Annotated in this window: 17 protein-coding genes and 1 riboswitch; of the genes, 9 read left to right on the top strand and 8 right to left on the bottom strand. The window is 71.0% G+C overall.

Annotation, left to right across the window (positions count from 1 at the left end; genetic code table 11):
- Positions 1-39: 39 nt before the first annotated feature.
- Positions 40-1425, bottom strand: a complete 1386-nt coding sequence (locus tag FF041_RS18405; protein WP_194292080.1) for a cytochrome P450 — start codon at positions 1423-1425, stop codon at positions 40-42.
- 189 nt (positions 1426-1614) lie between these two features.
- Positions 1615-2850, bottom strand: coding sequence for a cytochrome P450 (locus FF041_RS18400; RefSeq protein ID WP_153523814.1), 1236 nt, complete (start codon positions 2848-2850; stop codon positions 1615-1617).
- 536 nt (positions 2851-3386) lie between these two features.
- Between FF041_RS18400 and FF041_RS18395 the strand changes: the two genes are divergently transcribed.
- The 6 genes from FF041_RS18395 (at position 3387) to FF041_RS18370 (ending at position 12442) form a co-directional block, all read left to right on the top strand.
- Positions 3387-4991: a cytochrome P450 gene (locus FF041_RS18395; RefSeq protein WP_323392059.1), complete on the top strand. Its 1605-nt coding sequence runs from the start codon at positions 3387-3389 to the stop codon at positions 4989-4991.
- A gap of 105 nt (positions 4992-5096) precedes the next feature.
- Positions 5097-5315: riboswitch (cobalamin riboswitch) on the top strand.
- A 160-nt stretch (positions 5316-5475) separates the two neighbouring features.
- The gene (gene metE / locus FF041_RS18390) at positions 5476-7800 is read left to right on the top strand and encodes a 5-methyltetrahydropteroyltriglutamate--homocysteine S-methyltransferase (RefSeq protein WP_323392057.1); all 2325 of its coding nucleotides are present in this window, start codon (positions 5476-5478) and stop codon (positions 7798-7800) included.
- 138 nt (positions 7801-7938) lie between these two features.
- Positions 7939-8367 carry a helix-turn-helix transcriptional regulator gene (locus FF041_RS18385; RefSeq protein WP_323392055.1) on the top strand — a complete coding sequence of 143 codons (429 nt, stop codon included), beginning with the start codon at positions 7939-7941 and terminating at the stop codon, positions 8365-8367.
- A 25-nt stretch (positions 8368-8392) separates the two neighbouring features.
- Positions 8393-8803, top strand: a complete 411-nt coding sequence (locus tag FF041_RS18380; protein ID WP_153523811.1) for a VOC family protein — start codon at positions 8393-8395, stop codon at positions 8801-8803.
- Positions 8804-9570: 767 nt separating this feature from the next.
- Complete coding sequence (locus FF041_RS18375; RefSeq protein WP_153523810.1) at positions 9571-11973, top strand: ATP-binding cassette domain-containing protein; 2403 nt, start codon at positions 9571-9573, stop codon at positions 11971-11973.
- Positions 11974-12070: 97 nt separating this feature from the next.
- A complete protein-coding gene (locus FF041_RS18370; RefSeq protein WP_153523809.1) occupies positions 12071-12442 on the top strand; it encodes a cupin domain-containing protein in 372 nt (123 codons plus the stop codon).
- A gap of 170 nt (positions 12443-12612) precedes the next feature.
- On the opposite strand, the gene FF041_RS18365 is transcribed toward FF041_RS18370, so the two are convergent.
- The 6 genes from FF041_RS18365 to FF041_RS18340 all read right to left on the bottom strand — a co-directional run bounded on the left by FF041_RS18365 (position 12613) and on the right by FF041_RS18340 (position 19254).
- A complete protein-coding gene (locus FF041_RS18365; RefSeq protein ID WP_153523808.1) occupies positions 12613-13428 on the bottom strand; it encodes a class I SAM-dependent DNA methyltransferase in 816 nt (271 codons plus the stop codon).
- Positions 13429-13492: 64 nt separating this feature from the next.
- The gene (locus tag FF041_RS18360; protein ID WP_323392051.1) at positions 13493-14737 is read right to left on the bottom strand and encodes a YcaO-like family protein; all 1245 of its coding nucleotides are present in this window, start codon (positions 14735-14737) and stop codon (positions 13493-13495) included.
- Complete coding sequence (locus FF041_RS40345) at positions 14734-16299, bottom strand: TfuA-like protein (protein WP_323392077.1); 1566 nt, start codon at positions 16297-16299, stop codon at positions 14734-14736. Before FF041_RS40345 ends, FF041_RS18360 begins: the two co-directional genes overlap by 4 nt.
- Before the next feature lie 1075 nt (positions 16300-17374).
- Positions 17375-18028 carry a 4'-phosphopantetheinyl transferase family protein gene (locus FF041_RS18350; protein ID WP_407698169.1) on the bottom strand — a complete coding sequence of 218 codons (654 nt, stop codon included), beginning with the start codon at positions 18026-18028 and terminating at the stop codon, positions 17375-17377.
- 10 nt (positions 18029-18038) lie between these two features.
- On the bottom strand, positions 18039-18299 hold the full coding sequence (locus FF041_RS18345) for an acyl carrier protein (protein WP_153523805.1): 261 nt from the start codon (positions 18297-18299) through the stop codon (positions 18039-18041).
- Positions 18300-18396: 97 nt separating this feature from the next.
- A complete protein-coding gene (locus tag FF041_RS18340; protein WP_153523804.1) occupies positions 18397-19254 on the bottom strand; it encodes a class-II aminoacyl-tRNA synthetase family protein in 858 nt (285 codons plus the stop codon).
- A 672-nt stretch (positions 19255-19926) separates the two neighbouring features.
- Between FF041_RS18340 and FF041_RS18335 the strand changes: the two genes are divergently transcribed.
- From FF041_RS18335 to FF041_RS18325, 3 genes are all read left to right on the top strand, one after another.
- Positions 19927-21024: a phytanoyl-CoA dioxygenase family protein gene (locus FF041_RS18335; protein ID WP_153523803.1), complete on the top strand. Its 1098-nt coding sequence runs from the start codon at positions 19927-19929 to the stop codon at positions 21022-21024.
- Positions 21006-22379 (top strand): DUF6271 family protein, encoded by a 1374-nt coding sequence (locus FF041_RS18330; protein WP_323392048.1) that lies wholly within the window; start codon positions 21006-21008, stop codon positions 22377-22379. The genes FF041_RS18335 and FF041_RS18330 overlap by 19 nt, the downstream gene beginning before the upstream one ends.
- A gap of 146 nt (positions 22380-22525) precedes the next feature.
- Positions 22526-24002 (top strand): condensation domain-containing protein (locus FF041_RS18325; protein ID WP_407698168.1); only part of this gene is annotated, 1477 nt, incomplete at its 3' end.

Raw genomic sequence — 24002 nt, 5'->3', positions numbered from 1 at the left:
GGCTCCAGGTCCGGCTCCGACTCCAGGTCCCTGACGGTCTCATCGGCGGGGCTCCAGCCGGACGCGTATCCCGTGCCGGGGGCGCAGGGTGCCCAGCGGCACCGGCCGCACCCGGTGCGCGGGGTCCGCGACCAGCCGGAAGCGCTGCGCCAGCTTCGACAGCACGATCCGTGCCTCCAGATTCGCCAGCTCACGGCCTACGCAGTGGTCGCGCCCCAGCCCGAACGGCATCCACTCCCCCTGGGGGCGGCGGCGTATCCCGCGCGCGGCGGCGACCCGGTCCGGATCGAAGCGGTGCGGTCGCTCCCACACCTCGGGGTGGCGCTGCGCCACGAAGGCGAGCGGCGTCACCGCGGTCCCGGCCGGGATGGGATATCCGTCGATCTCGTCGTCCTCGACCGCCCACCGGGGGTTCCACCAGATCGGCGGGGTCAGCCGCAGCGTCTCGTCCCACACCGCCCCGGTGTACGGGAGCCGGTGTGCGTCGAAGGCGCCGCCCCCGCCCGCGCCACCGGCGAGGTCCGCCTCCTCACCGACTCTGGCCATGCTCGCCGGATGGGTGGAGAGGAAGTGCGCGGCCCAGGTCAGCGCCAGCGCGGTGGTCTCGTACCCGGCGAGGAAGAGCGTCATGGTCTCATCGCGGACCTGACGGGCGGTCATACGCTCTCCCGCGTCGTCCTCGCTCGCCGTCAGCATCGCGATCAGATCTCCGGGATCCCGCTCCCCGGCCCGTCTGCGTTCGGCGACGACCTGGGTGAGCAGGGCGTCCAGCCGCTGTATCGCCTGCTCGAACCGCCGGTCGCCGGGGCGGGGGGCCCAGCGCGGCAGCGGGCTCATCAGCGTCGCCAGGACGACGTAGGAGACGGCGTACTCCATGTCCGGGCAGATCCGGTCGACGGTGGCGTCGGGGATGCCCGAGCCGAAGACCGCCCGCACGGTCATCTTCATGGTCGTACGCGCCAGCAGCGGGCCGAGGGCCACCGGGGTTCCGGTGCGGGCGGCCCGTTCGAACAGCGGCATCTGCTCGTCGGCCGCCGTATCCAGCAGTCGGTGGACAGCCGCCAGCCGGTCATGGTGGAAGAGCGGCTGGACCCGCCGTCGCTGGGTCCGCCAGATCTCGCCCTGGCTGACCGCCAGACCGTTGCCGGTGACGCGGCGCATCTGCTCGAAGAGAGGGCCCTGTCGGTGATACGCGGCGGCGCGGTCGAGGTGGACATGGCGCAGCTGGCGGGGGTGGTTGAGCACCACGGTGCGCAGTCCGCCGATGTCGAGCCGGTAGACGTCGCCGTATCGCCGGCGTGCTTCGAGCAGATAGCCGAAGCCGTCGCGCAGCAGCTGCGGCAGGGGGCCGAGCCAGGGCAGTCCTGTAGCCCGGGGGATGCGGGGGTGCGGCCGTGGGCCCGGTTGCTCGGACCGCGCTGTCATCGCTGGGTCCCTCCGTATCGTCATCGTCGGGTGTACGGATGCCGGTGTGCGGGCCGTGGCTCGGCGGTGTGGTCGGTACGGACAGTGCGGTCGGCGCGGCCGGCGCGATCGGTATGGTCGGCGCAGACGGTACGGTCGGTACGGACGGATGCGCTGGTCCGCAGCCGGTCCGCAGCCGGTCCGGTCCGGTCAGAACGTCACGGGCAGTTCGGCGAGTTCACGGGTGAGCAGACCCTCCCGCCATCGGGCGGGCGCGTCGCCGGCCCGCAGACCGGGCAGCCGGCGCAGCAGGGCCGAGAAGGCCGCCCGTCCCTCGACCCGTGCCAGCATCGCCCCGAGACAGGTGTGGACGCCCGTGCCGAAGGCCGCGTGCCGCAGATCGCTCCGGGTGATGTCGAAGCGGTCCGGTGCGCTGAAGACTCTCTCGTCGCGGTTGGCGGACCCCAGTACCGGCATCACCCGGTCGCCCGGCAGCAGTGTTCTGCCGCCGAGGGTGAACGGCTCGCGGACATGCCCGATGCTCACGGTCTGGACCGGGCTCTCGTAGCGCAGCATCTCCTCGACGGCGGACTCCATCAGCCCGGGGCGCTCCCGTAGAAGCCTCAGTTGGCCGGGGTGGCTCAGCAGGGTGTGCACGCCGTTGCCGATGAGATTCGCGGTGGTCTCATGGCCCGCGAAGAGCAGCAGCATGAGGGTGCCGACGGCGTCGTCCTCGGTCAGGGCGCCCCGCCGGCGTGCGTCGAGCACCCGGCCGAGGGCGTCGTCGCGGCGCGGCCCCCGGCGGCGGTGGCCGAGCAGCTCGCGGAGATAGGCGTCGAAGGCGTCGATCGCGTCGCCGGCCTCCGTGTAGAGGGCGAGCGTGGGCCGCCGGTTCTCCAATTCGGAGAACGCCCGCGACCAGCGCAGAAGCGTCGGCCAGTCCTCCCTCGGCAGGCCGATGACCTCGCTGATGACCAGGAGCGGAAGCGGGAAGGCGAACGCCGTCATCAGATCGGCGCGGCCCAGCGGGACGATGCCGTCGAGGAGTTCGTCGGCGATTTCACCGGTCCGGGCGGCGAGTGCGCGGGCCGCGTCGGGCGCGAACACCTCGGCGACGGCGGCGCGCAGCCGCGCGTGGTCGGGGGCGTCGCGCTCGACCATCCAGTGGCTGAGCTTCTCGGAGTAGCGGAACAGACTGTCGGGCGCGGGCCCGGCACAGAGGCGGCGGTGGCGCGCGGCCCGGCTCAGTCCTCTGCTCCGGCGCACCTTCAGCACATCGGCGTGCCGGAACACGTACCAGACCCCCGGTTCCCCGGGGGCCGACCGCACACAGTGCACGGGGTCGGCGGCCCGGAACCGGGCGTACACGGGGTAGGGGTCGGTCCAGACGGCGGGGTCCCGCTGGTCGAAGGTCCCGATGCCGGGGGACGCTGGTACGGCGTTCATCGTGCGCTCCCGTCCGGACGGCCCATGGGTACGCGGCGGGCCGTGCGCCGCCGGAACGGCGCTCGGCCGTGACGGACCGGCGGTCCCGGCCCGGAAGCACGGTCCGTCACGGCCGCGCGCATCAGCGGGAGAGACCTGCGATTACCACCTGGCGTCCTCGTACATCATGTCTTCCGCCTGATCCACGTGGGCGGCCACGGACTCATCCGAGGGGCTCTCGGGTGTGTCGGCATCCCTCGGTTCGATGTCATCGCGCATGGCAGTGTCCTCTCCTGAGCGGAATGGAGAACTCGCGGTGAACTGAGCGCCGGCAGGAGTACTCCACTGCCGCGCATCCCTATTAGGAGTCCGATCCGGCTTTCCGTCAAGACGATACGGGTCAGCGCATTCGCCGGCCTCGGTCATCGGAATATCCCCGGGCCCCGGAGAGAGCTTCGCGTACGGCCATTCCGTGCACGGCAGTTCCGTGCACGACGAATCCGCCGGCGACAGGTCCGTGTGCGGCGGTTCCGTGGACAGCCGTACCGACCCGCCGTGTGCGGCGGTTCCGTGGACGGCGGTTCCACCCGCCGTGTGCGGCGGTTCGGGATCTGCCAGCCGTGCGCCGGCGAAGCGGCGGGAGGCCGGGCCGGACTCGCCGTATCTCGGCCAAACTCGGGAGGGCCACTTGTGCGGACCCGTGTTCCTGGCACCCTGTTGCTGAGCCGAGAACGCTGCACGGCACCTTCCCGCGCTGGAGAGACCGCCCCTTCGAGCCGAGGACGGACACCATCACCGATAAGCGTTCCACCACGCCCGGAATATCTCTCAGGACCGGAATCGCGGGCGGCGCTCTCCCTGTCCTGGGGCATATTCCGATGTTCCATCGCAAGCCGCTTGAATTCCTGTCCTCGCTGCCCGCATACGGCGATCTGGTCGGGATTCGGCTGGGCCGGCGGCGGGCCTATGTCCTCTGTCATCCGCATCTTGTCCAGCAAGTCCTCCTCGACGGGCGCTCTTTCGACAAAGGCGGTCCCTTCTACGAGAAGCTCCGCCCCCTCGGAGGGGACGGCCTCGGCACCTCCCCACGCGATGAGCACCGTGAGCAGCGGCGGCTGATGCAGCGGGCCTTCCAGCGCCATCGCATGGCCGAATACGCCACGGTCATGGGCGATGTGGTCGAAGAGCAGATGGATCGCTGGCACGACGGCCAGGAGGTGGATCTCCACGACGACCTGCATCAGATCACGGTGCAGGTGGTCGCCAGAAGCCTCTTCAGCCAGGGGATACCCCCCGCTGTGATCACCGAGATGCGGGCGTCGCTCGCGGTCTTCGTCCGGGGTTTCTACCGGAATATGATCGCGCCGTTCGGCATCCGGGAGAGGCTCCCGTTCCCGGCCACCCGCCGCTATCGAAGGGCGCTGCGGCATCTGCACTCGATCGCCGAGGACCTCATCGCCGAACGGCTTCGGGACGAGGCGGCGCACGACGATCTGCTCTCCACCTTGCTGGCCGCCCGGGACGGGGACGGCGCCGTGACCCCGCGCCTCATCCACGACCAGGTCGTCACCCTGCTCACCGCGGGAGGGGAGAGCAATGCCGCCGTGCTGTCCTGGGCCTTCCATCTGCTGAGCGCGCATCCGGAGGCGGAGCGGCGGGTGCACGCGGAAGTGGACTCCGTCCTCGGAGGGAGGCTCGCCCGGTGGGAGGACCTGCCGCGTCTGGAGCACACGGCCCGGGTGGTCACCGAGACGCTGCGCATCTACCCTCCCGGCTGGCTGCTCACCAGGACCGCGGTCCGGCGGGCTGAGATCGCCGGAACCGTCGTCGAGCCGGGGACGGCCATCCTGTTCAGCCCGTACATCATCCACCACCGCCCGGACCTCTTCGCGGAGCCGGAACGCTTCCTGCCGGACCGGTGGGCGGCCGGCGGCTCGACCGCGGGGCTCCCCCCGGGGGCCTGTGTCCCCTTCGGGGTGGGGGCACGCAAATGCATCGGGGACGACTTCGCCACCACGGAGGCCGTTCTCGCGCTGGCGTCGATCGCCGGGCGCTGGCGGCTGCGCTCGGTGCCGGGCGTGCCGGTGCGGCCCGCGGCCGAGCAGATCCTCCACCCGGAACGCATGCCGATGCGCCTCCACCGGCGCTCGCCCCAAAGCTAGGAAGTGCCCAACCCCGGTCCGCCCGTGTCCCATGTCACGGACCCGAATCGGACCGAAAACGGACCGGAATGTGAACGGTGCTGTCCGAACGCGCATGATCCCTCTACGCTGAGGAGCGCAGCTGGTTCGCCCTGTCCGCCAGACAGACGCGTCGTAAGAGGGAACCCGGTGGGAATCCGGGACTGCCCCGCAGCGGTGAGCGGGAACGACCGCCGTCATACGCACTGGATCCGGGAAACGGGTCTGGGAAGCGACGGCCAGTAGGTGTCTGCCTCGGCAGATGTGCCCGCGAGTCCGAAGACCTGCCCGCTGTCCGCGTACGACCGATCGTGCGCGGATATCCCGGTGACCTCGTGGGCGGGTCGGCGACTCATATCAGGCGGACGACCGCGCCCTGCGCGGCATCGGTCCGTCCGGTCCGTCACCCCTTCGCGCTCTCGTCCCGTCCCGGGATCTCAGGAGGCTTCTCGCGAAGGAGAGTTCCGTGACAGCGAAGTCCGCAGCCGCGGCAGCACGGTCCACCGTGTACGGCTACCCCCGCCAGGGACAGCACCGGGAACTGAAGAAGGCCATCGAGGGCTACTGGAAGGGCCGCGTCACCGCCGACGCCCTCCGGGAGACCGCCGCGGGCCTTCGCCGGACGAACTGGCGGCAGCTGGCCGACGCCGGTATCGACGAGGTGCCGACCGGCGATTTCTCGTACTACGACCACATGCTGGACACCAGTGTCATGGTCGGCGCCGTACCCGACCGGCACCGCGACGCCGTCGCGGCGGACGCGCTCGACGGCTACTTCGCCATGGCGCGCGGCACCCAGGACATCGCGCCGCTGGAGATGACCAAGTGGTTCGACACCAACTACCACTACCTGGTGCCCGAACTCGGCCCCGCCACCGTCTTCACGGCCGACCCGGCCAAGCAGGTCGCCGAGGTGGGAGAAGCGCTCGCTCTCGGGCTCACCGCCCGCCCGGTCCTCGTCGGCCCCCTCACCTATCTGCTGCTGGCCAAGCCCGCCCCCGGTGTCGCCGCCGACTTCGAGCCGCTGACGCTGCTGGACCGGCTGCTGCCCGTGTACGCGGAGATCGTCGCCGACCTGCGGGCCGCCGGCGCCGAGTGGGTGCAGCTCGACGAACCCGCCCTGGTCCAGGACCGCACCCCGGCCGAACTGAACGCCGCCGCCCGGGCCTACCGGGACCTCGGCGCACTCACGGACCGGCCCAAGCTGCTCGTCGCCTCCTACTTCGACCGCCTCGGCGAGGCCCTGCCCGTCCTGGCCAAGGCCCCCGTCGACGGCCTCGCCCTCGACTTCACCGAACGGGCCGCCGGCAATCTCGACGACCTCGCCGCCGTCGGCGGCCTGCGCGGCAAGCGTCTGGTCGCGGGCGTGGTCAACGGCCGCAACATCTGGATCAACGACTACGAGAAGTCCCTGACCACCCTCGGCACGCTGCTCGGCCTCGCCGACCAGGTCGATGTGGCCGCCTCCTGCTCCCTGCTGCACGTCCCTCTCGACGCCGCCGCCGAACGCGACGTCGACCCGCAGATCGCCCGCTGGCTCGCCTTCGCCCGGCAGAAGACGGCCGAGATCGTCACCCTCACCAAGGGGCTCGCCCAGGGCACCGGCGCCATCGCCGCCGAACTCGCCGCCAACCGCGCCGATCTGGCCTCCCGCGCCGGGTCCGCTCTCACCCACGACCCGGCGGTACGGGCCCGTACCGCCGCCGTCACCGACGCCGACGGCCGCCGCTCCCACCGCTACCCCGAGCGGACCGCCGCCCAGCGCGCCCGCCTCGCACTGCCCCTCCTGCCCACCACGACCATCGGCTCGTTCCCCCAGACGAACGAACTGCGTACCGCCCGCGCCGACCTGCGCGCCGGACGCATCGACACCGCCGGATACGAGGAGCGCATCAAGGGCGAGATCCGCGATGTCCTCGCCTTCCAGGAGAGTGCGGGGATCGATGTCCTGGTCCACGGCGAGCCCGAGCGCAACGACATGGTGCAGTACTTCGCCGAGCAGCTCACCGGCTATCTCGCGACCCAGCACGGCTGGGTCCAGTCGTACGGCACCCGCTATGTCCGGCCGCCGGTCCTGGCCGGGGACATCTCCCGCCCCGAGCCGATGACGGTCCGCTGGACCTCCTACGCCCAGTCGCTCACCGAACGGCCCGTCAAAGGCATGCTCACCGGCCCGGTCACGATGCTCGCCTGGTCCTTCGTCCGCGACGACCAGCCGCTCGGCGACACCGCCCGCCAGGTTGCCCTCGCCCTGCGCGACGAGGTGAACGACCTGGAGGCGGGCGGCGCCTCCGTCATCCAGGTCGACGAACCGGCCCTGCGCGAAACCCTTCCGCTGCGCGCCGCCGACCACGCCGACTACCTGGACTGGGCCACCGAGTCGTTCCGCCTCACCACCAGCGGCGTACGCCCGGACACCCAGATCCACACCCATATGTGCTACGCCGAGTTCGGTGACATCGTCCAGGCCATCGACGACCTCGACGCCGATGTCATCAGCCTGGAGGCGGCCCGCTCCCATATGCAGGTCGCCGCCGAGCTCGCCGTACACGGCTACCCGCGCGAGGCGGGACCCGGCGTCTACGACATCCACTCCCCGCGCGTCCCCAGCGCCGGGGAAGCGGTCGCCCTGCTGCGCAAGGGACTTGAGGCCATCCCCGCCGAACGCCTCTGGGTCAACCCCGACTGCGGACTCAAGACCCGCGGCTGGCCCGAGACCAGGGCCGCGCTGGAGAACCTGGTGACCGCCGCCCGGGAAGTCCGCTCAGGGCTGACGGCCGGGGGCGTCTGACCGTACCGGCCGGGGCGGGTACTCGCGTACGCGCCCCGGCCCGGGGAGCCGTCGGGCCGTGCCGGAGTGTGCCTGGCGCGGCCCGGGGTCGGACGTCGGCCGCGCGCGGCGGCTCGGGCACGACGTACGATCTCGCATGTGACCAGCAGAACCACCCCGGAGCAGCAGCTGCGCAACCTGGCGACGCTGCGCCGTGTCCGCGACCGGATCGACCGGGAGTACGCGCAGCCGCTGGATGTCGAGGCGCTCGCCCGCGGCGTACACATGTCGGCCGGACACCTCAGCCGGGAGTTCCGGGCCGCCTACGGCGAGTCACCGTACAGCTACCTGATGACGCGGCGCGTCGAGCGCGCGATGACGCTGCTGCGCCGTGGCGACCTCAGCGTCACCGAGGTCTGTTTCGCGGTCGGCTGCGCGTCGCTGGGCACCTTCAGCAGCCGCTTCACCGAACTCGTCGGCATGCCGCCCAGCGCCTACCGGCGCCTCGCGGCGAGCGCGACGGCGGGGATGCCGCCGTGCGTGGCGAAACAGGTCACCAGACCGGTCAGGAATCAAGAAGCACGATGACGGAGCCGCGGCTAGCGTGACGGGCATGGACCTCACCATTCACGCAAGCTTCCTCCCGCACGACGACCCGGAGGCCGCTCTGGCCTTCTACCGCGACACCCTCGGCTTCGAGGTCCGCAAAGACATCGGGTACCAGGGGATGCGCTGGATCACCGTCGGCCCCGCCGACCAGCCCGGCACGTCCATCGTCCTGACGCCGCCGGCCGCCGACCCCGGCGTCACCGACGACGAGCGCCGCACCGTCGTCGAGATGATGGCCAAGGGCACCTACGCCGGCATCCTCCTGGCGACCTCCGACCTCGACGGCGCCTTCGACCGGCTACAGGCCGGCGATGCCGAGATCGTCCAGGAGCCGACCGAGCAGCCGTACGGCATTCGCGACTGCGCGGTCCGCGATCCCGCGGGCAACCTGATCCGCATCCAGGAGCTGCGCTGAGTCACCCGGCGATCACAGCCATGACCCGCGCGGACGGCACAGTGGAGGGGCTCGCGCACAGCTCCGGTGACGGCCGCGCGGCGACCACCGTCACCGACCTCGACGGCCATGTCGCCGAGCTCCTTCACACCCGATGAGAGCCGGTCCCCGCTCCGGTGCCCGGCGTCGTCGCGACGCCGGGCACCGGCTCACCGACGACGCCGGTGCGCGGGCAGCCGGCACCCCGGCGGACGGTGTGCCCTACCTGGTACGGTTTCCCTTCGGCTGGGGCGGCGAGCCGCTGCCGGCGGCCGTGGCGACAGCCCGACCGGCAGGAACCCGACCGCCGCCCGGGCCGTTCGGCTGAGGTCGGACCGCATCCGCGACACGTCCGTGATCGAGGGCGAAGCCGAGGTCCTTGAGATCGACGCGCTGCCCCAGGCCCCAGGAGCGGGACGACCGGTCCGCCGCGCGCACCGGCCACACCGTACCGCTGGTCCCGCGATCTCCCGAGCCGCGTCCAGGTTCGGCACGAGGCGAGCGAGACGCCTGCCCGCGAGCCGATGCCCGACGGCCGCTGACCGCTGACCGCTGACCGCTGACCGCTGACCGCTGACCGATCTTGACGCCTCGGCCGAACCGCTGCCCATGTGGACAGCGGACCACTGCCGCGACCGCACCCGACGAACGAGAGCCATACGCACTGCCCGAAGCCGGGCAGATCACACCAGGCGACGCCGACGGAGGCCGCGAGAGCGGCCCCGCCAACAGATGGAGACACGATCAGCATGGCCCCGAGGACGGACACGCAGTCGCCCGAGCCGCGCGACGCCGACAGCCACGGTCTGATCCGCGTGCACGGCGCGCGCGTGAACAACCTCAAGGACGTCAGCGTCGACATCCCGAAGCACCGGCTGACGGTGTTCACCGGCGTCTCCGGCTCGGGCAAGAGCTCGCTGGTGTTCGACACGATCGCCGCGGAGTCTCAGCGGCTGATCAATGAGACGTACAGCGCCTTCGTGCAGGGCTTCATGCCGACGCTGGCACGCCCCGAGGTCGACGTGCTCGAAGGGCTGACGACCGCGATCATCGTCGACCAGCAGCGGATGGGGGCCGACGCCCGCTCCACGGTCGGCACCGCGACCGACGCCAACGCGATGCTGCGCATCCTCTTCAGCCGGCTCGGGCAGCCGCACATCGGCTCGCCCAACGCGTTCGCCTTCAACGTTCCCTCGGTCCGGGCGAGCGGTGCGATCACCGTCGAGCGCGGTGCCGGCAGCAAGACGGTGAAGCAGACCTTCACCCGCACCGGCGGCATGTGTCCGCGCTGCGAAGGCCGGGGCACCGTCTCCGACATCGACCTCACCCAGCTCTACGACGACTCCAAGTCGATCGCCGAGGGCGCGTTCACCATCCCCGGCTGGAAGTCGGACAGCTGGTGGACCGTGCGGACCTACGCCGAGTCGGGCTTCCTCGACCCCGACAAGCCGATCCGCGATTTCACCGAGAAGGAGATGCACGACTTCCTCCACCGGGAGCCGACCAAGGTGAAGGTCGAGGGGGTGAACCTCACCTACGAGGGGCTGATCCCCAAGATCCAGAAGTCGTTCCTGTCCAAGGACAAGGAGGCGCTGCAGCCGCACATCCGGGCGTTCGTGGACCGGGCGGTCGCCTTCACCGCCTGCCCCGAGTGCGGCGGCACCCGGCTCAGCGAGGCGGCCCGGTCGTCACGGATCGGCGGGATCAACATCGCCGACGCCTGCGCCATGCAGATCAGCGACCTGGCCGCCTGGGTCGGCGGCCTCGACGAGCCGGCGGTGTCGCCGCTGCTCGCGACCCTGCGGCAGACCCTCGACTCGTTTGTGAAGATCGGCCTCGGCTATCTCTCGCTCGACCGGCCGTCGGGCACGCTGTCGGGCGGCGAGGCGCAGCGCGTCAAGATGATCCGCCACCTCGGCTCCTCGCTCACCGATGTCACCTACGTCTTCGACGAGCCCACCACCGGCCTGCACCCCCATGACATCCAGCGGATGAACGAGCTGCTGCTGCGGCTGCGGGACAAGGGCAACACGGTGCTCGTCGTGGAGCACAAGCCGGAGACGATCGCGATCGCCGACCATGTCGTCGACCTCGGCCCGGGCGCGGGCGCGGATGGCGGCACCGTCTGCTTCGAGGGCACCGTCGAGGGGCTGCGGGCCGGCGGCACCCTCACCGGCCGCCATTTCGACGACCGGGCCGCGCTCAAGAAGACGGTGCGGAAGCCCACCGGCGCGCTGGAGATCCGCGGCGCGACGGCGCACAACCTGCGCGATGTCGACGTCGACATCCCGCTCGGGGTGCTCGCCGTCGTCACCGGCGTCGCCGGCTCCGGCAAGAGCTCGCTCGTGCACAGGTCGCTGCCCCAGCAGCCGGGAGTCGCCGACGCGGGTGTGGTCTCGATCGACCAGGGCGCGATCCGCGGCTCGCGGCGGAGCAACCCGGCGACGTACACCGGACTGCTCGACCCGATCCGCAAGGCGTTCGCGAAAGCCAACGGCGTGAAGCCGGCGCTGTTCAGCGCCAACTCCGAGGGCGCCTGTCTCGACTGCAAGGGCGCCGGCGTCGTCTACACCGACCTGGCGATGATGGCGGGGGTCGCCACCACCTGCGAGGAGTGCGAGGGGAAGCGGTTCCAGGCATCGGTGCTGGAGCACCGCCTCGGCGGCCGTGACATCAGCGAGGTGCTCGCGATGTCGGTGACGGAGGCCGAGGAGTTCTTCGGCGCCGGCGAGGCGCGCACGCCGGCCGCGCACCGCGTCCTCGGCCGGCTCGCCGACGTCGGGCTCGGCTATCTCAGCCTCGGCCAGCCGCTCACCACGCTCTCCGGCGGTGAGCGGCAGCGGCTCAAGCTGGCGACCCACATGGCCGAGAAGGGCGGCGTCTACGTCCTCGACGAGCCGACCACCGGTCTCCACCTCGCCGATGTCGAGCAGCTGCTCGGCCTGCTCGACCGGCTCGTCGACTCCGGTAAATCGGTCATCGTCGTCGAGCACCACCAGGCGGTCATGGCGCACGCCGACTGGATCATCGACCTCGGCCCCGGTGCGGGCCACGACGGCGGTCGCATCGTCTTCGAAGGCACGCCCGCCGACCTCGTAGCCGCCCGCTCGACCCTCACCGGAGAGCATCTCGCGGCCTACGTCGGCGCCTGACCGGGGCGGTGCCGCGACCGGGCGATCGCCTCGGTCGCGGCACCGGTCTAGGCTGGATATGGACTCGGGGCCGTTCCCAGCCGGGAGGCGGTTGATCATGGCTGGACTGGTGATCCGGAGTTTCGACTCCGCTGATGAGACAAGGCCATTCGAGGACGGCAAGGGCAAGCTGGATCTGCTCCGGACGGATGGCGGGCCGGTCGGCCGGGCAGTCTTCGAGCCCGGCTGGCGCTGGTCTGAGCACATCAAACCGCTGGCCGGCACCGCCAGCTGCCAGGAGGCCCACACCGGATATGTGGTGAGCGGCCGTATCAAGATCGTCATGGACGACGGCGAGAGCTCCGAGGCAGGCCCAGGCGACTTCCTCCAGATCGCACCCGGGCATGACGCCTGGGTGGTGGGAGAGGAACCCTGCGTGGCGGTGGACTGGACCGGATACGGCGACTACGCGAAGCCGTCGTCCTCATAGCAGCCCTGCCGGACAGCAGCCCTGCCCGGCCGTCCCGTGGAACCGCCCGGTGGGGCGAGAAGGCCGAGCCGCCGGTGTGGTGCGCTGCGGACGCCGTACCGGGGGCGCGTCGCGGGTACGCCCTCCTCAGTGCCGGAGGCCCGGAAGCGCACCCCCTTGACGGGACCTGGTCAGGCCCGCTGTTCCACGGGCCCCTCCGCCGTCCCAGCCCTGTCCGTCTCGTCGGGCAGCGGCTTGCGGTAGACGGAGACGAACTCGAAGCTTCTCGGGGTGACGGTTCCGCCGGTCCAGTCCTCGCCGTGGTAGACGCGTTCGAGACCGGCCATCCGGGCCATCAGATCGAGTTCCGAGGGCCAGATCCAGCGGACGTGGGACGGCATGAACGTCAGTCCGTCCCGGCCGAACCGCACGTCCTGGAAGGTCACCGTCTGCCGGGCGGGGTCGACGACGGTGGCGGAGACCGCCAGATGGTCGTCGCTCATGTCCCGGATCTTCAGCTCCTTGCCCCGGAGCCGTCGCACGAACACTTGGGGGTGCTGGGCCGAGACCGCCAGCCGCCCGCCGGGCAGCAGGGCCCGGGCGGCGTTCCGTACGCAGCGCAGCTGTTCCTCCTGGGTCTGGAGCAGGGTGAGCGCGCTGTGCACGGCGATCACGAGCGAGTAGCGGTCGACGGCGTCGAGTTCGGTCATATCGCCGACGAGCACCGACAGGGGCAGTCCGGCCGCCTTGCTCCGCAGCTTGGCGGCCATCGCCTCCGAGAAGTCGAGACCGTCGACGTGGACACCGGTCTCCGCGAGGGGGACGGCGATGCGTCCGGTGCCGACACCGAGCTCCAACACCGGTCCAGACCCCGCGAGTTCGGCGAGACCCGCGACGGTCGGGGCGGGGTCGACCGCGCCGAGGAAGCTGCTGTCGTAGCGGTCGGCCCAGTCGTCCCACAGCCTCTGCTCATTCTCCCGGGCCGTCCGGCCGGTGGAGTCTGTCATGTCGGTCGCTCCTCGTGAGGGGCCGGGTGGCCCGGGTGGTGGGTGTGCCGCGGGGTACGCCCGGTCAGCCCGGGCGCCCGTAGCGGGGACGGGGGATCACATGCCGCTCGCTGTTGCGGACGCCGGGGGCGACGACCTTGACCACGGCGAACTCGTCGCGCGTGCTGAGGTCCACCAGCAGCGGTTCGTTCCCGGTGACCTCAAGGCACCGGCCCGCCGCCCACGTCACTTCGGCGCCCAGGTCGTCGAAGTGGGGGTACGCGGGCCCCGGGGCGGGCAGTTCGGCGTACGGTATGGCCGTGGGGTCGGGGAGCGGTCGGCCGGGCGCTCCCCGCAGCACATGGGCGTAGACCGGCGCGAGGTCGTCCCGGCTGCCGCTGATCGCCGTGAGCCTGCTCTGCGCCGCTTCGGTGATCGCCCGCGACAGCGCCACACCCGGCGAGGAGTGGGCGCCCGATCCCCCGCACAGGACCGGGAAGTCCTCACTCCACACGAACGCCACGAAGCACGGCAGCCCCCATCGGTTGGGCACGGACGCCAGATCGACCTGGACGCCCCGGCTCAGCATCCGCTCGATCAGCGGGCCGCACACAGGGTCGTCGACAGTGCCGGGGAGCACGCTGATCCGGCCGTCGTCCGGTTCCTCGGTGAGCGTGCTGAGGGCGTCCCGCTCCACCGCCTCGTACAGGGCGTGCAGGGCGGCCTCGTCCCGGGTGTTGCCGGAGGCGAGTCCGTTGCTGACCGGGCGCAGGCCGCGGACGCTCCAGGCGTCCTCGGCGGGGAAGGCCAGCCGTACGGCGTCGGCCGGCACGGGCACGGCGGCGCCCGACAGCATGCCCCGGGCCTCGATCCAGTCGAGCGGGGTGTGGTCGCCGACGAGGCTTCCGCTGTGGTGGTCGAGGGCCCGCAACGGGTAGGGCAGGCCGAGTCCGGCAGCGGGATGGCCGCGCAGGACAGCGGGCGGGCAGGCGTACCCCGCATGCCACAGTTCGATCGCCTCCATCGCCGCGGAGATCCGGGCGAGCAGCAGATCGTGCCCCTTGCCCTGGGAGACCGCGAGGGTGCGGGAGAGCGGGCGGAAGGCGACGGCGACCGGGAGGCCGATGACGTCGAGGCCCGTCACATCGGCCACCCGGGAGATCCCGAAGCGGGGCAGCAGCGGGCGGATGGTGTCCCAGGTCTCCGTGGGCAGCCGGGCCCGGTGCGTACCCGTGACATAGACCTTCTTTCCGGAGACTTCGGGGGTTCCGGGGGTTCCGGGGAATCCGGGGAATCCGGGGGTTCCGGGGGCTCCCGGAGCGGGGGTCACGGGGTCTCCTTCGGCGTGCTGCGGCGGGTGGCGTACCAGCGGAGGAAGAACGGCCGGGCGGCCTCAGCGGCCTCGGCGACGGAGGCGAAGCCCCGGTCGCGGGCCGCGGCCGTCGTCTGCCGTTCACCGGCGTCGGGGCCCAGCCCCCACACGGCCGTCAGATGACCGCACAACACGGCCGGCTTGAGGCAGTCGACATGTCTGGCGTGGCCGCCGGCGGCGATCTTCTCGTTCACCGCCAGGCAGTGAGAGATCTCCCGGCCGCGGTCCTCGCCGACCAGACGGGCCCGCAGCCGCGGGTCATCGAGATCAACCGTGGGCCGGGCGGAGCGGACCATGATCGTGAGGACGGCCGCAGCGGGCGGAAGGGCCGCGATCTCGTCGTCGGTGAGCCAGCTCGACAGCTGCTCCTCGGTCAGCTGTTCGTACGTGAGTCCTTGCCGGGCAGCCGCGTCGAGAGCGGCAGGCTCCGTCGTGGGGTGCGGGTCCCCGGCGGTCCCGGCAGCGGTGCGGAGGACGTGCTCTCTCCAGCGGGCCGGGAATCCAGGGTCGTACAGACGGGCGTGGTCGAACCGGGCGGCGTGGCTGACGAACCGACCGTCCACCAGGGAGCCGGTGAACTGCCGCCGCCACTGCCGGAGATACGCCGTTCGCCAGCCCGAGGGCCACGCGCCGGAGGCGTGGCGAGTGCGCGGGCTGCTCGCGGCGGTGGCGCCGAGCCCACGCAGGGCGGTGACCGCGTCTTGGCGCTTGAGGTCGCACCGCTCCGGCTCGGCCTCCCGGAACAGCCGGATCCGCTCGGCGGCGCGGATCACGGCGGCATCGGCACCGCCGCCATCGCACTGCCGGTCGCCATCCCACCGCCCGCCGCCATCGCACTGCCGGTCGCCGCCCCACTGCCGGTCGTCGTCCCACCGCCCGCCGCCGCCCCACTGCCGGCCGTCCGCCGGCTGCCCGCCGGGTTCGCGCAGTTGCCGGATGACGGCATTCCAGGAGCGCCGGGTGTAGTGGAGCCCGGTGGCGACGGCGAGCAGCCGGTCGGCCGTGGCGCGGTCGCTCAACCCGGCGGCGACGGCGAGATCGAGCGTGTGACGGATGTTCACCAGCGCGTCGGTGAGCACTCGCCACTCGCTGTCGGCGGTATGGACGACCGCCACCTCGTCGTCGGCGTCGATGCGGCCGTCGCGGTACGCCTCGAAGACCCGGCCCACCCCGTCCATCCCCCACGGGTGCAGCTCCGCGGCGCGCAGAGCGCCCATGCTCGCCGTCCCGGTCACCGCGGTGCCACGGTCGATCACGTCAAGGATTTCCTTGTGCCGTACCGGCGGATGACTGTGGTAAAGCCCGTCGATAATCAGCGCGATATCTCCGCGGTCGATGCCCGCTCGAAAGAGGTCACCGTGCTTCACAGGGCCGTGGACAATGGCCGAGGGAACCAGTTCGGCGACCTCTCGACCACTTATCGTCGGACCCGCAAAAACATGTATGGCCACGTATCGCCCCGCCCGTCGTTCCACTCCGGCAAAAGGCCGCCACTTGCCGTACGGCGGCGGACAGTCCATGACTCCCCTGCTGGGGAGGGTTCGGGGCATGACGGAATCACATCGGAGAACGCAGCGTCAAGATCTTTCCGGGAGAGAGCGCCGGCGTCGATGGCGGTAGATAACACGCGGCATCGGCCATTTCAAGTGCGTGTATCCGGTAGACAGGATGTAACCAACTCCCGTCGCAAAAGCATCGGTTGACGCTGATCGACGATGCGTCTACGTTCCATGAAAGGGGCCGTCAGGGTGTGCTCGTGACCTGGGCTCTCAGTAATTGCCCACAGGCGGGCCGAATGGTTCCACCACGCCTGCCGTTTCTTTTACCGAGGAGAAAGAATGACGGAGAACGCCGAATTCTACGTGCCCGAGGACCTCTTCGAGGAGACCACCCCGAGCGCGGCCGCCCACATGGAGCACAGCGACGACTTCTGAGACCGCCTCCGTGGGGCCCGCCGCTGAAGCCGTCGTGACGACGGCTGCTCCGGACCCCCACCGGACCCCGCGTGCCCGGATCCGCTTCTCTGCGGATCCGGGCACGTCCGCGTCGCGCCGTCCCGGAGGCGCGTTATCGCGCGGTGATCATCTCGGTGCCGGGCCCCGGACCGCGATGGTCTACGCCGGGCCCGCAGGACCGGATCTCACCGTCCGGTCGAGGGGCGGCACTCCCCTGTACCTCATGTTCCTGGCGGCGTTCTCCGGAGAGCAGGTCGCGGAGTCCACGGTGAAATCACATGTACGAGCGTCTTCAGCAAGCTGGAGGTGCGGGAATGGATCCAGGCGGTGATATACGCCTACGAGGCCGGAAGCCCTGCCGCACGTCGATCACGGAAATATTCTCCGCGCTGATCTCGCGCACGATGTATCCTTCCGGATACCGTATCTCGGCTCCTGTCAAAGGACGCAGGAATGAATCAGGCGGTCCATGTCCGATACCTTCCGGCGGGCTCGGCTCAGCGCCTCCCGGACGGCTGAGGACTCCACATCCTGCGGATGGTTCTCGAAGACGGTGGTGGTGTCGAAGAGTTCTCCGACTCCGGCGATCTGCTGGATCTCCGCAAGACTCAGCTACTGATGATCCAGCGACTCCGCCTGCTCACTCCGCACCCGAGCCGAAAACTCCGCCGACGACTCCGCTGGAGGCAGTGACCGGGGCGGCGCTGGCCACCGTCACGACGGCCGACCGCTGTTGGTCCGTCCACTCCAGCAGCCGGAGGCCGTCCTGGCCTGCCTTCAGCAGGGCCTCTCGGCGCACCCACAGCCGGAGCAGCGCCGCGCCGGGGTCCGGCTGGGCGGCGGCCTCGCGCAGTTCGGCTTCGGGCAGCAGCCGCCTCAGCACCGGCAGCGGACCGGGCCGGCGCGTCGCGGGCTCCACATCGACGCCGACCGCGCCGGGCCCGACGGCCGTCGCGACCAGCCCGTCGGCATGGCTCAGGCTGACGCCCACGCCGGGGTGGCCGCGCAGATACGGGCGGCCGTGCCCGTGCCGCCCGCACTCGGCGCAGAACTGGGCCGGGGCCGATTCACGCAGCGCCCACCCGGTGAACCGGGCGACGCACAGCCGCAGCAGCAGCCGCGCCGCCACCACGTCGTCGCGGCGGCTCGGCAGTCGTATCCGAGCCAGCCGCCGCAGCTCCCATGATTCGAGCAGGCCCTCGTGCAGCTCCGGGTGGGCCAGGACCTCCCCGGTGGTCGCGACGACGGCCATGGCCGTCCGGCCCGCTCCGGCCGGTGCCGGGCCGCCGGTCACGGGCGAGCGCTCACCCGGCCGCCGCCGATGCGGCGGCGGCCGGTCCGGAGACGCTCAGAAAGCGCTGCTGAACGCGGCCGAGCGTACGGAAGTCGTCGATGGTGACTTCCTGGAGGTCGATCATGCTGCCGGAGATGTCCTCCAGAAGGTCGATGAACTCCAGAAAGTCCATGGAGTCGATGAGGCGGGCCTCGATGAGATCCTCGTCGACGTCGATCGGGCCGTCGAGACCGGGGTTCTTCTCATGGAGCCACGCGGCGATACGTTCCATGGGGCGGGGTCGCTCCTTACTGTTACGGGAATTCCTGCGGGCCTTGCTTTTACGGGGATCGCTGAGAACCGAGCGGCCGGAATGCCGGGAAGCGGGCTCAGACCCGGGCGTCGCGGAGTCTTTCCAGCGCCTGCTCGGGGGTGCCGTGGGCGAGGATCATCGCGTGGACCCAGCGTTCGACGCCGAAGGCGACGCAGGCGCTGTACGCCGGACCCTCGGCGCCCGCGCGGATGTCCAGCCGCTCGCCGAAGAAGTTACGGTGCCGGTTCACGGAGGCGATGGCCGTGCCGTCGGGTGCGCTGAACTCGTGCTTGACCGGGTCCAGCGCCATCAGCCGGGCCCGGGAGCCGCCCTTGTCGTAGAACGGGTCGTCGGCCGCGGCCCGGGTCAGGACCAGGCCCAGGCGTCCGGCCACCTCCTGGACGAACTCGGCGCCCTGCTCCAGGTGTTCGACCGAGCCCTGCTTGGTGCCGAGGTAGAGGACCTCGCGCATATGGAAGCCCCACAGACGCCGCAGCCCGTCGTAGTGGGTCTCGTTGCGGAAGCAGCGGCCGGCCGCGGAGAGCCGCAGCCCGCCCTCGCCGACGTCCCGGCCCTCCAGGGAGAGCAGCAGTCCGTAGCAGGTGGCGGACGGAAGCAGATGGCCGGTCGGCCGGAGCGGCAGCTCTCCCGGCGATTCGCCGACCGCCAGGCCGTCGAGCGCGTCCGGGGCGAACCGCCCTGCGGAGACGCCGAGATGGGGGAAGTTGCGGAAGTAGTCCAGCCGCGCGAGTCCCTCCACGGACAGCAGCGGCGGACCCACCACCTCGGGGGCGGCGAGCCGTGCGGCCAGACCGGTGAGCAGATCGTCCAGACCGTGCAGCAGGGCGGTGTGGACCGGGTCCAGTGTGATCAGGCCCGGACCGGGGTTCTTCAGACCGCCGTCCGGCAAGGCTGTGGTGCTGGATGTACTCATGGAACCGCTCCCTCTCAACGTGGGCGAACAGTCAAGGGCGTCGGCCGGGTGGGCAGGGTGAGTCGGCCGCGGCGTGATCGCGACGGTGCGAACGGCCATGAACGTGGTCGCCGTTGACCGCAGCGCAGCGAGATGCCGGCCGATGCTCCATCAGGGACCGGAACTGCGCATGGGGACAGTAAGCCAGCCACTCAAGCGTTGTCTAGACCAAAGTGAACAGATCGGCGGTCATCCGCGGCGAGGCGTTTCTGGCTTGAAGGCGACACAACCCCGGATGTCAAGACAGCACTTGACAGCGGCTACGGTCTGGACCAATTCTGCTGAGCAACGTGGCTACAGCACCCCAGCCACGGCGTAGCCATCCATCCATGCTGTCTGCCGTCGGCCCTCCGCCGAGGGTTCCCGCGTGCTGTCCGCTGGCCGAGGAGGAGCGCTTGTCATCGCTGCCTCTCGTCCTCCGCGCCCTGTCCCTCGTCCGCTTACGCGGTCGCCCGGTCGGGAGAGAGCAGCGCGTGCAGGAGCTTCCTGGTCGAGCAGCGGTGCGGGATGCGCCGATCCGCCGCGAGCGACCGGCTCCTCGCCTGGCGGGCGCTCCATGAGGAGAGTTCTTCGCGCCCCAGGCCCGCGCCTACCGCTGAACGCCTCCCCCGATCCCCGTTTTGGAGGGACCATATGATGTCATCCGCTCCACACCATCGCCCCCGCCGCCCCTATCTGCATCGAGCGGCATCGGATCTTCCGTATTTCAGCGCGGACGGCGAGTCCTATCTGGCGCAGACCACCTTGCGGGAGCTGAGCAAGTCACGGCCGCTGCGGGTGCTGTCCGAGGAGGACTTCGCCCACTGGCAGACATACGGTTACGTCGTCGTCCGGGAGGCGATCCCGGCGGAAGCGGCCCGGCGGCTGCTGGACTTCACCTGGGAGTTCCAGGGTCTCGACCCGGACCGGCCGGACAGCTGGCACGAGGACCGGCCGTTCCGTTCCGAGCTGGACCAGCAGCTGCACGTCTACGGCTTCGTGGAGGCGTACCACCACCAGCTGCTCTGGGACAGCCGCCAGGCCCAGCGGGTGTACGACGCCTTCGTCGATGTGTGGGACTGCGAGGAGCTGTGGGTCACCCAGGACCGGCTCAACCTCAACCCGCCCAACGTCAAGAACCGTGACCGCGCTCTGATCGAGCCCACGGACCGGGGTTTCGACATCGAGCTGCACTGGGACATCGACACCACGCTCGGCGTCCCGCCGCAGCGGGTGCAGGGGATCATCGCGCTCAACGACACCCGGCCGGAGACGGGCGGATTCCAGTGCAACCCGGAGCTGTTCCGGCAGTTCGAGGAGTGGAAGGTGAGCCAGCCGGCCGGCCGGGACCCCCTCCGCCCCGCCGTGGACCGGTCGGAGTTCCCCGTCGTACGGCCCGAGCTGCACCCCGGGGACCTGCTGATCTGGAACGGCCTTCTCGCCCACGGGGTGGCGCGCAACACCTCGAAGGACGAGGTGCGGGCGGTCCAGTATCTGTCGATGATGCCGGCGCTGGAGGAGCACGAGAAGCTCAGGCGGTCCCGTGTCGACTCCTGGCGGCATCTGCGCACCCCGCGCTGGAACCGCACCCTGGTCGGCGACCCGGTGCTGCACGAGTCCAAGCGGTACCCCACCGCCACCCTGAGCGAACTCGGCAGCCGGCTGCTGGGGCTCACCTCATGGCAGGAGACGGACACGGACGCGGCGGCCGACGCGCAGAGCGGAGAGCCGTCGTGCGCCGTGTCTGTCTGACCCTCCCCACCAACCGGGCCTGCACCGCGACCATCCGGGCCGTCGGCGAGGAGGCCGCCTACGGCGCCCGCCACTTCGGCGTCGAGGTGCATCTGCTGATCCTGGACTCCTCCGACGCCCCGGTGCTCGCCGAGCACCGGGCGGCGGTGGGAGCGCTACCACCCGTGCCCGGAGTGGTCGTCCACCACTTCGACGAAGCCGAGCAGCGGGCCTTTCTGCGGGAGGTGATCGCCCGTTCCGGCGTCGCCGCGCCGGAGCGGGTGCTCGACCTGATGCTGCCGTCCCGTGTGTCCTACGGCGCCTGCACCAACCGCGCCTTCCTGATCGCTGAGGCCCTGGGCTGCGCGTCGGTGCACCGCCGGGACTCCGACAGCCGCTACCAGTACCTGGACGGCGAGCCGGTCTTCCCCTTCCACCACGAGCTCATGGCACTGGGGCGGCAGGCCGCCGAGGTGGCGGGGCTGGTGTCCCGGAGCAGGCTCGACCCCGCGTGCGCGGACCGGCCGGTGGCCATGGTCGGCGGCTCCTTCGTCGGCGAGATGTCCGTGGACGTCGGGGAGATCCGCCGGCTCGACCCCGGCGTGTACCACGACGTCATCGGCCTGTCGGTCCCGGCGGGTTATCCGGAGATCTGGCGCAGGAACCTGATCGAGGAGTCCTTCCGCGGCGCCGGGACCGCCTCCTTCACCGGCGACCGCACGACGCTCACCGCCGTCAGCCCCATGCGGGTGGACATGTGCAACATCGGCTTCGATCACGAGGTCTACGGCCGGGTGCCGCTACCGCCTGCCACCGACACCATCGGCAGCGACTACTTCCTCATCCATCTGGTCCACGACGCCGGGCTGCCCGGCGTCCTGCACAACCGCCACATCGACAACTACTACACCGGCGAACGCCGCTCGGACAGCGGGTTCCTCGCCTACCAGCTGCGGCTCGCGAAGTATCTGCTGTCGACGCTGTACGTCAACGCCGTGTACGCCCGGACAGCGGCGGCCGGCGCGGCGCTGCTCGACGCCGGGGGCCGTCTCCGCGCGTCGGCCGTCGCCGGGTTCGTCAGGGACAGCACACGGCTGGACCGGGCGGAGAACGGCGAACGGCTCGACGTCGTCGACCGCTCCTACCGCAGACTGGGCGGCCGATACGCCGCGGCTGCGGACGTCTTCGCCGCCCGGCGCGATCAGCTTCTCGACGAGGCCCGGACCGACATGGAGGAGTTCGCCCTCCTGATCGACGCCTGGGAACCCCTGACCCGCACCAGCAGGAGCGAGGGCCTCCGCCTGAGCGGTGAACTCCGGGGCTCCGGGCCGGCGTTCGAGCTCATCGGCTCCCCGGCGCGGGGGCTGACCCCCTGAACGACAGGACCGCGACCGCGCCGACGGCGTACGCCCTGAAAACCCGCTCCAAGAAGTCCGTGAAAGGCAGCATATGAACCATCGCCCAAAGTCCATACCCCCACGTCGGGCTGTGCTGGTTCACGCCGGTGAGTGAACAGGATTCCTTGCGACCGAAGCGACCGAAGAGCACGCGCACCGTCACCGTCCCGTACTCGGGAGGTGTGGAGCGCCGGGGCCCCGCCACCATGGGGCAGACCAATATGATCCGCTGCATTCTGCGGGACGATCCCGTGCAGATCAACATCCACGATGTGTGGCCGGTGCCCGCAGGGACCCGGCTGGAGTCGGCGGTCGACGCCCTGCGCGCACTGGTGGTACGGCACGAAGCACTGCGCACCGTCTTCCCCCATGCCTCGGGCACCGCGCCGTGCGAGCAGATGGTGTCGGCCGAGGGAGAGTTCACGGTCACCGTCCTCGACCATGAGCACCTCCCCCGGGAACCCGCGCGGTACGCCGAGTCGGTGGCCCGTCAGGCCCGCGCCGACCGCTTCCTCCTGGACCGGGAGTTCCCTCTCCGCATATCCCTCGTCGCCCTGGCCGGTGCTCCGGTCCACGTCGCCCTGGCGGCCAGCCATGCGGCGACGGACGGCAGCGCCCTCGCCGTCCTGCGAGAGGAATGGCTCCTTCTGCTGGCCGGCGAGCCGCTCCCGCCCCTGACGGCCCTCGCCCCGCTCGACCTCGCTGCCGAGGAGGCGGCTCCGGCCGGGCTCCGGAAGTCCGAGGCGTCGCTGAGGTACTGGGAGCGGATCATCCGCACCGGGCCCCAGGCCATGTTCGCGGAACCCGGTGCCACGGGCACCGACGTCCGGGTGCCGCAGCTCACCCTCCGGTCGCGGCGGGGCGCCCGCGCGCTGGCCCTGGTGGCGGAGCGCACCGGCAGTCTGCCGTCCACCGTGCTGCTGACGGCTTGGTGCGCGCTCATCGCCCACCGTACCGACCAGACCGCCTGCGTCGCCGCCGTTCCGACCTCCAACCGGTATACGCCCCGCCTCGCCCGCTCGGTGAACACCGTGTCCCAGGACGCGCTGCTCTCCCTCGACGTGCAGGTCCCGTCCTTCGACGCGCTCCTCAGCAAGGCGTGGGGGGCGGCGCTCAACGCCTACCGGCACAGCCAGTTCGACTCGCTGAGCCTGTGGGAGATGATCGGGAGGACTACCGTCGAACGCGGCAGTCACTTCGCGCGCGACATCGTCTTCAACGATGTGAGCACGCTCCCCGCCACCCTCGCCACCGCGACCGCGCAGGACGCCGCCGGGCCCGAACCGGAGCTGTGCTGGGGCCAGGAGCAGGTGCTGCCGACCCGCGTCCTGACCTTCGTCTATCAGACGGCGCCCATGCTCCACCTGAGCATCTGGGCCGACCCCGCGCTCTTCACCCGGGACGAGGCCGAGGGCTTCCTCACCGGTCTGGTACAGCTGCTGGAGGCGGTCGGCGAGGAGGATGTGAAGCTCACCTCGCTCACCGAGGTGACGGGGGTCCGGCCGGTCGAGCGTGGCGCCGACTGGAGGCGGGTGGACGGCTGCTGGATCTCCCCGCCCGCGGTGGCGGACGCCCTGAGCCAGGCCCTTGAGGGCCTGCCCG

It is taken from the genome of Streptomyces jumonjinensis (genome assembly GCF_009600885.1).
GTDB lineage: Bacteria > Actinomycetota > Actinomycetes > Streptomycetales > Streptomycetaceae > Streptomyces > Streptomyces jumonjinensis.
This window is presented reverse-complemented; position numbering and strand designations above follow the sequence as displayed.

Excerpts from the sequence above, each read along its gene's own strand:
- FF041_RS18340 (WP_153523804.1), bottom strand. The coding sequence starts at position 19,254 with ATGAGTACATCCAGCACCACAGCCTTGCCGGACGGCGGTCTGAAGAAC.
- FF041_RS18405 (WP_194292080.1), bottom strand. The coding sequence starts at position 1,425 with ATGACAGCGCGGTCCGAGCAACCGGGCCCACGGCCGCACCCCCGCATC.
- FF041_RS18400 (WP_153523814.1), bottom strand. The coding sequence starts at position 2,850 with ATGAACGCCGTACCAGCGTCCCCCGGCATCGGGACCTTCGACCAGCGG.
- FF041_RS18375 (WP_153523810.1), top strand. The coding sequence starts at position 9,571 with ATGGCCCCGAGGACGGACACGCAGTCGCCCGAGCCGCGCGACGCCGAC.
- FF041_RS18380 (WP_153523811.1), top strand. The coding sequence starts at position 8,393 with ATGGACCTCACCATTCACGCAAGCTTCCTCCCGCACGACGACCCGGAG.
- FF041_RS18370 (WP_153523809.1), top strand. The coding sequence starts at position 12,071 with ATGGCTGGACTGGTGATCCGGAGTTTCGACTCCGCTGATGAGACAAGG.
- FF041_RS40345 (WP_323392077.1), bottom strand. The coding sequence starts at position 16,299 with ATGGACTGTCCGCCGCCGTACGGCAAGTGGCGGCCTTTTGCCGGAGTG.
- FF041_RS18335 (WP_153523803.1), top strand. The coding sequence starts at position 19,927 with ATGATGTCATCCGCTCCACACCATCGCCCCCGCCGCCCCTATCTGCAT.
- FF041_RS18345 (WP_153523805.1), bottom strand. The coding sequence starts at position 18,299 with ATGGAACGTATCGCCGCGTGGCTCCATGAGAAGAACCCCGGTCTCGAC.
- FF041_RS18365 (WP_153523808.1), bottom strand. The coding sequence starts at position 13,428 with ATGACAGACTCCACCGGCCGGACGGCCCGGGAGAATGAGCAGAGGCTG.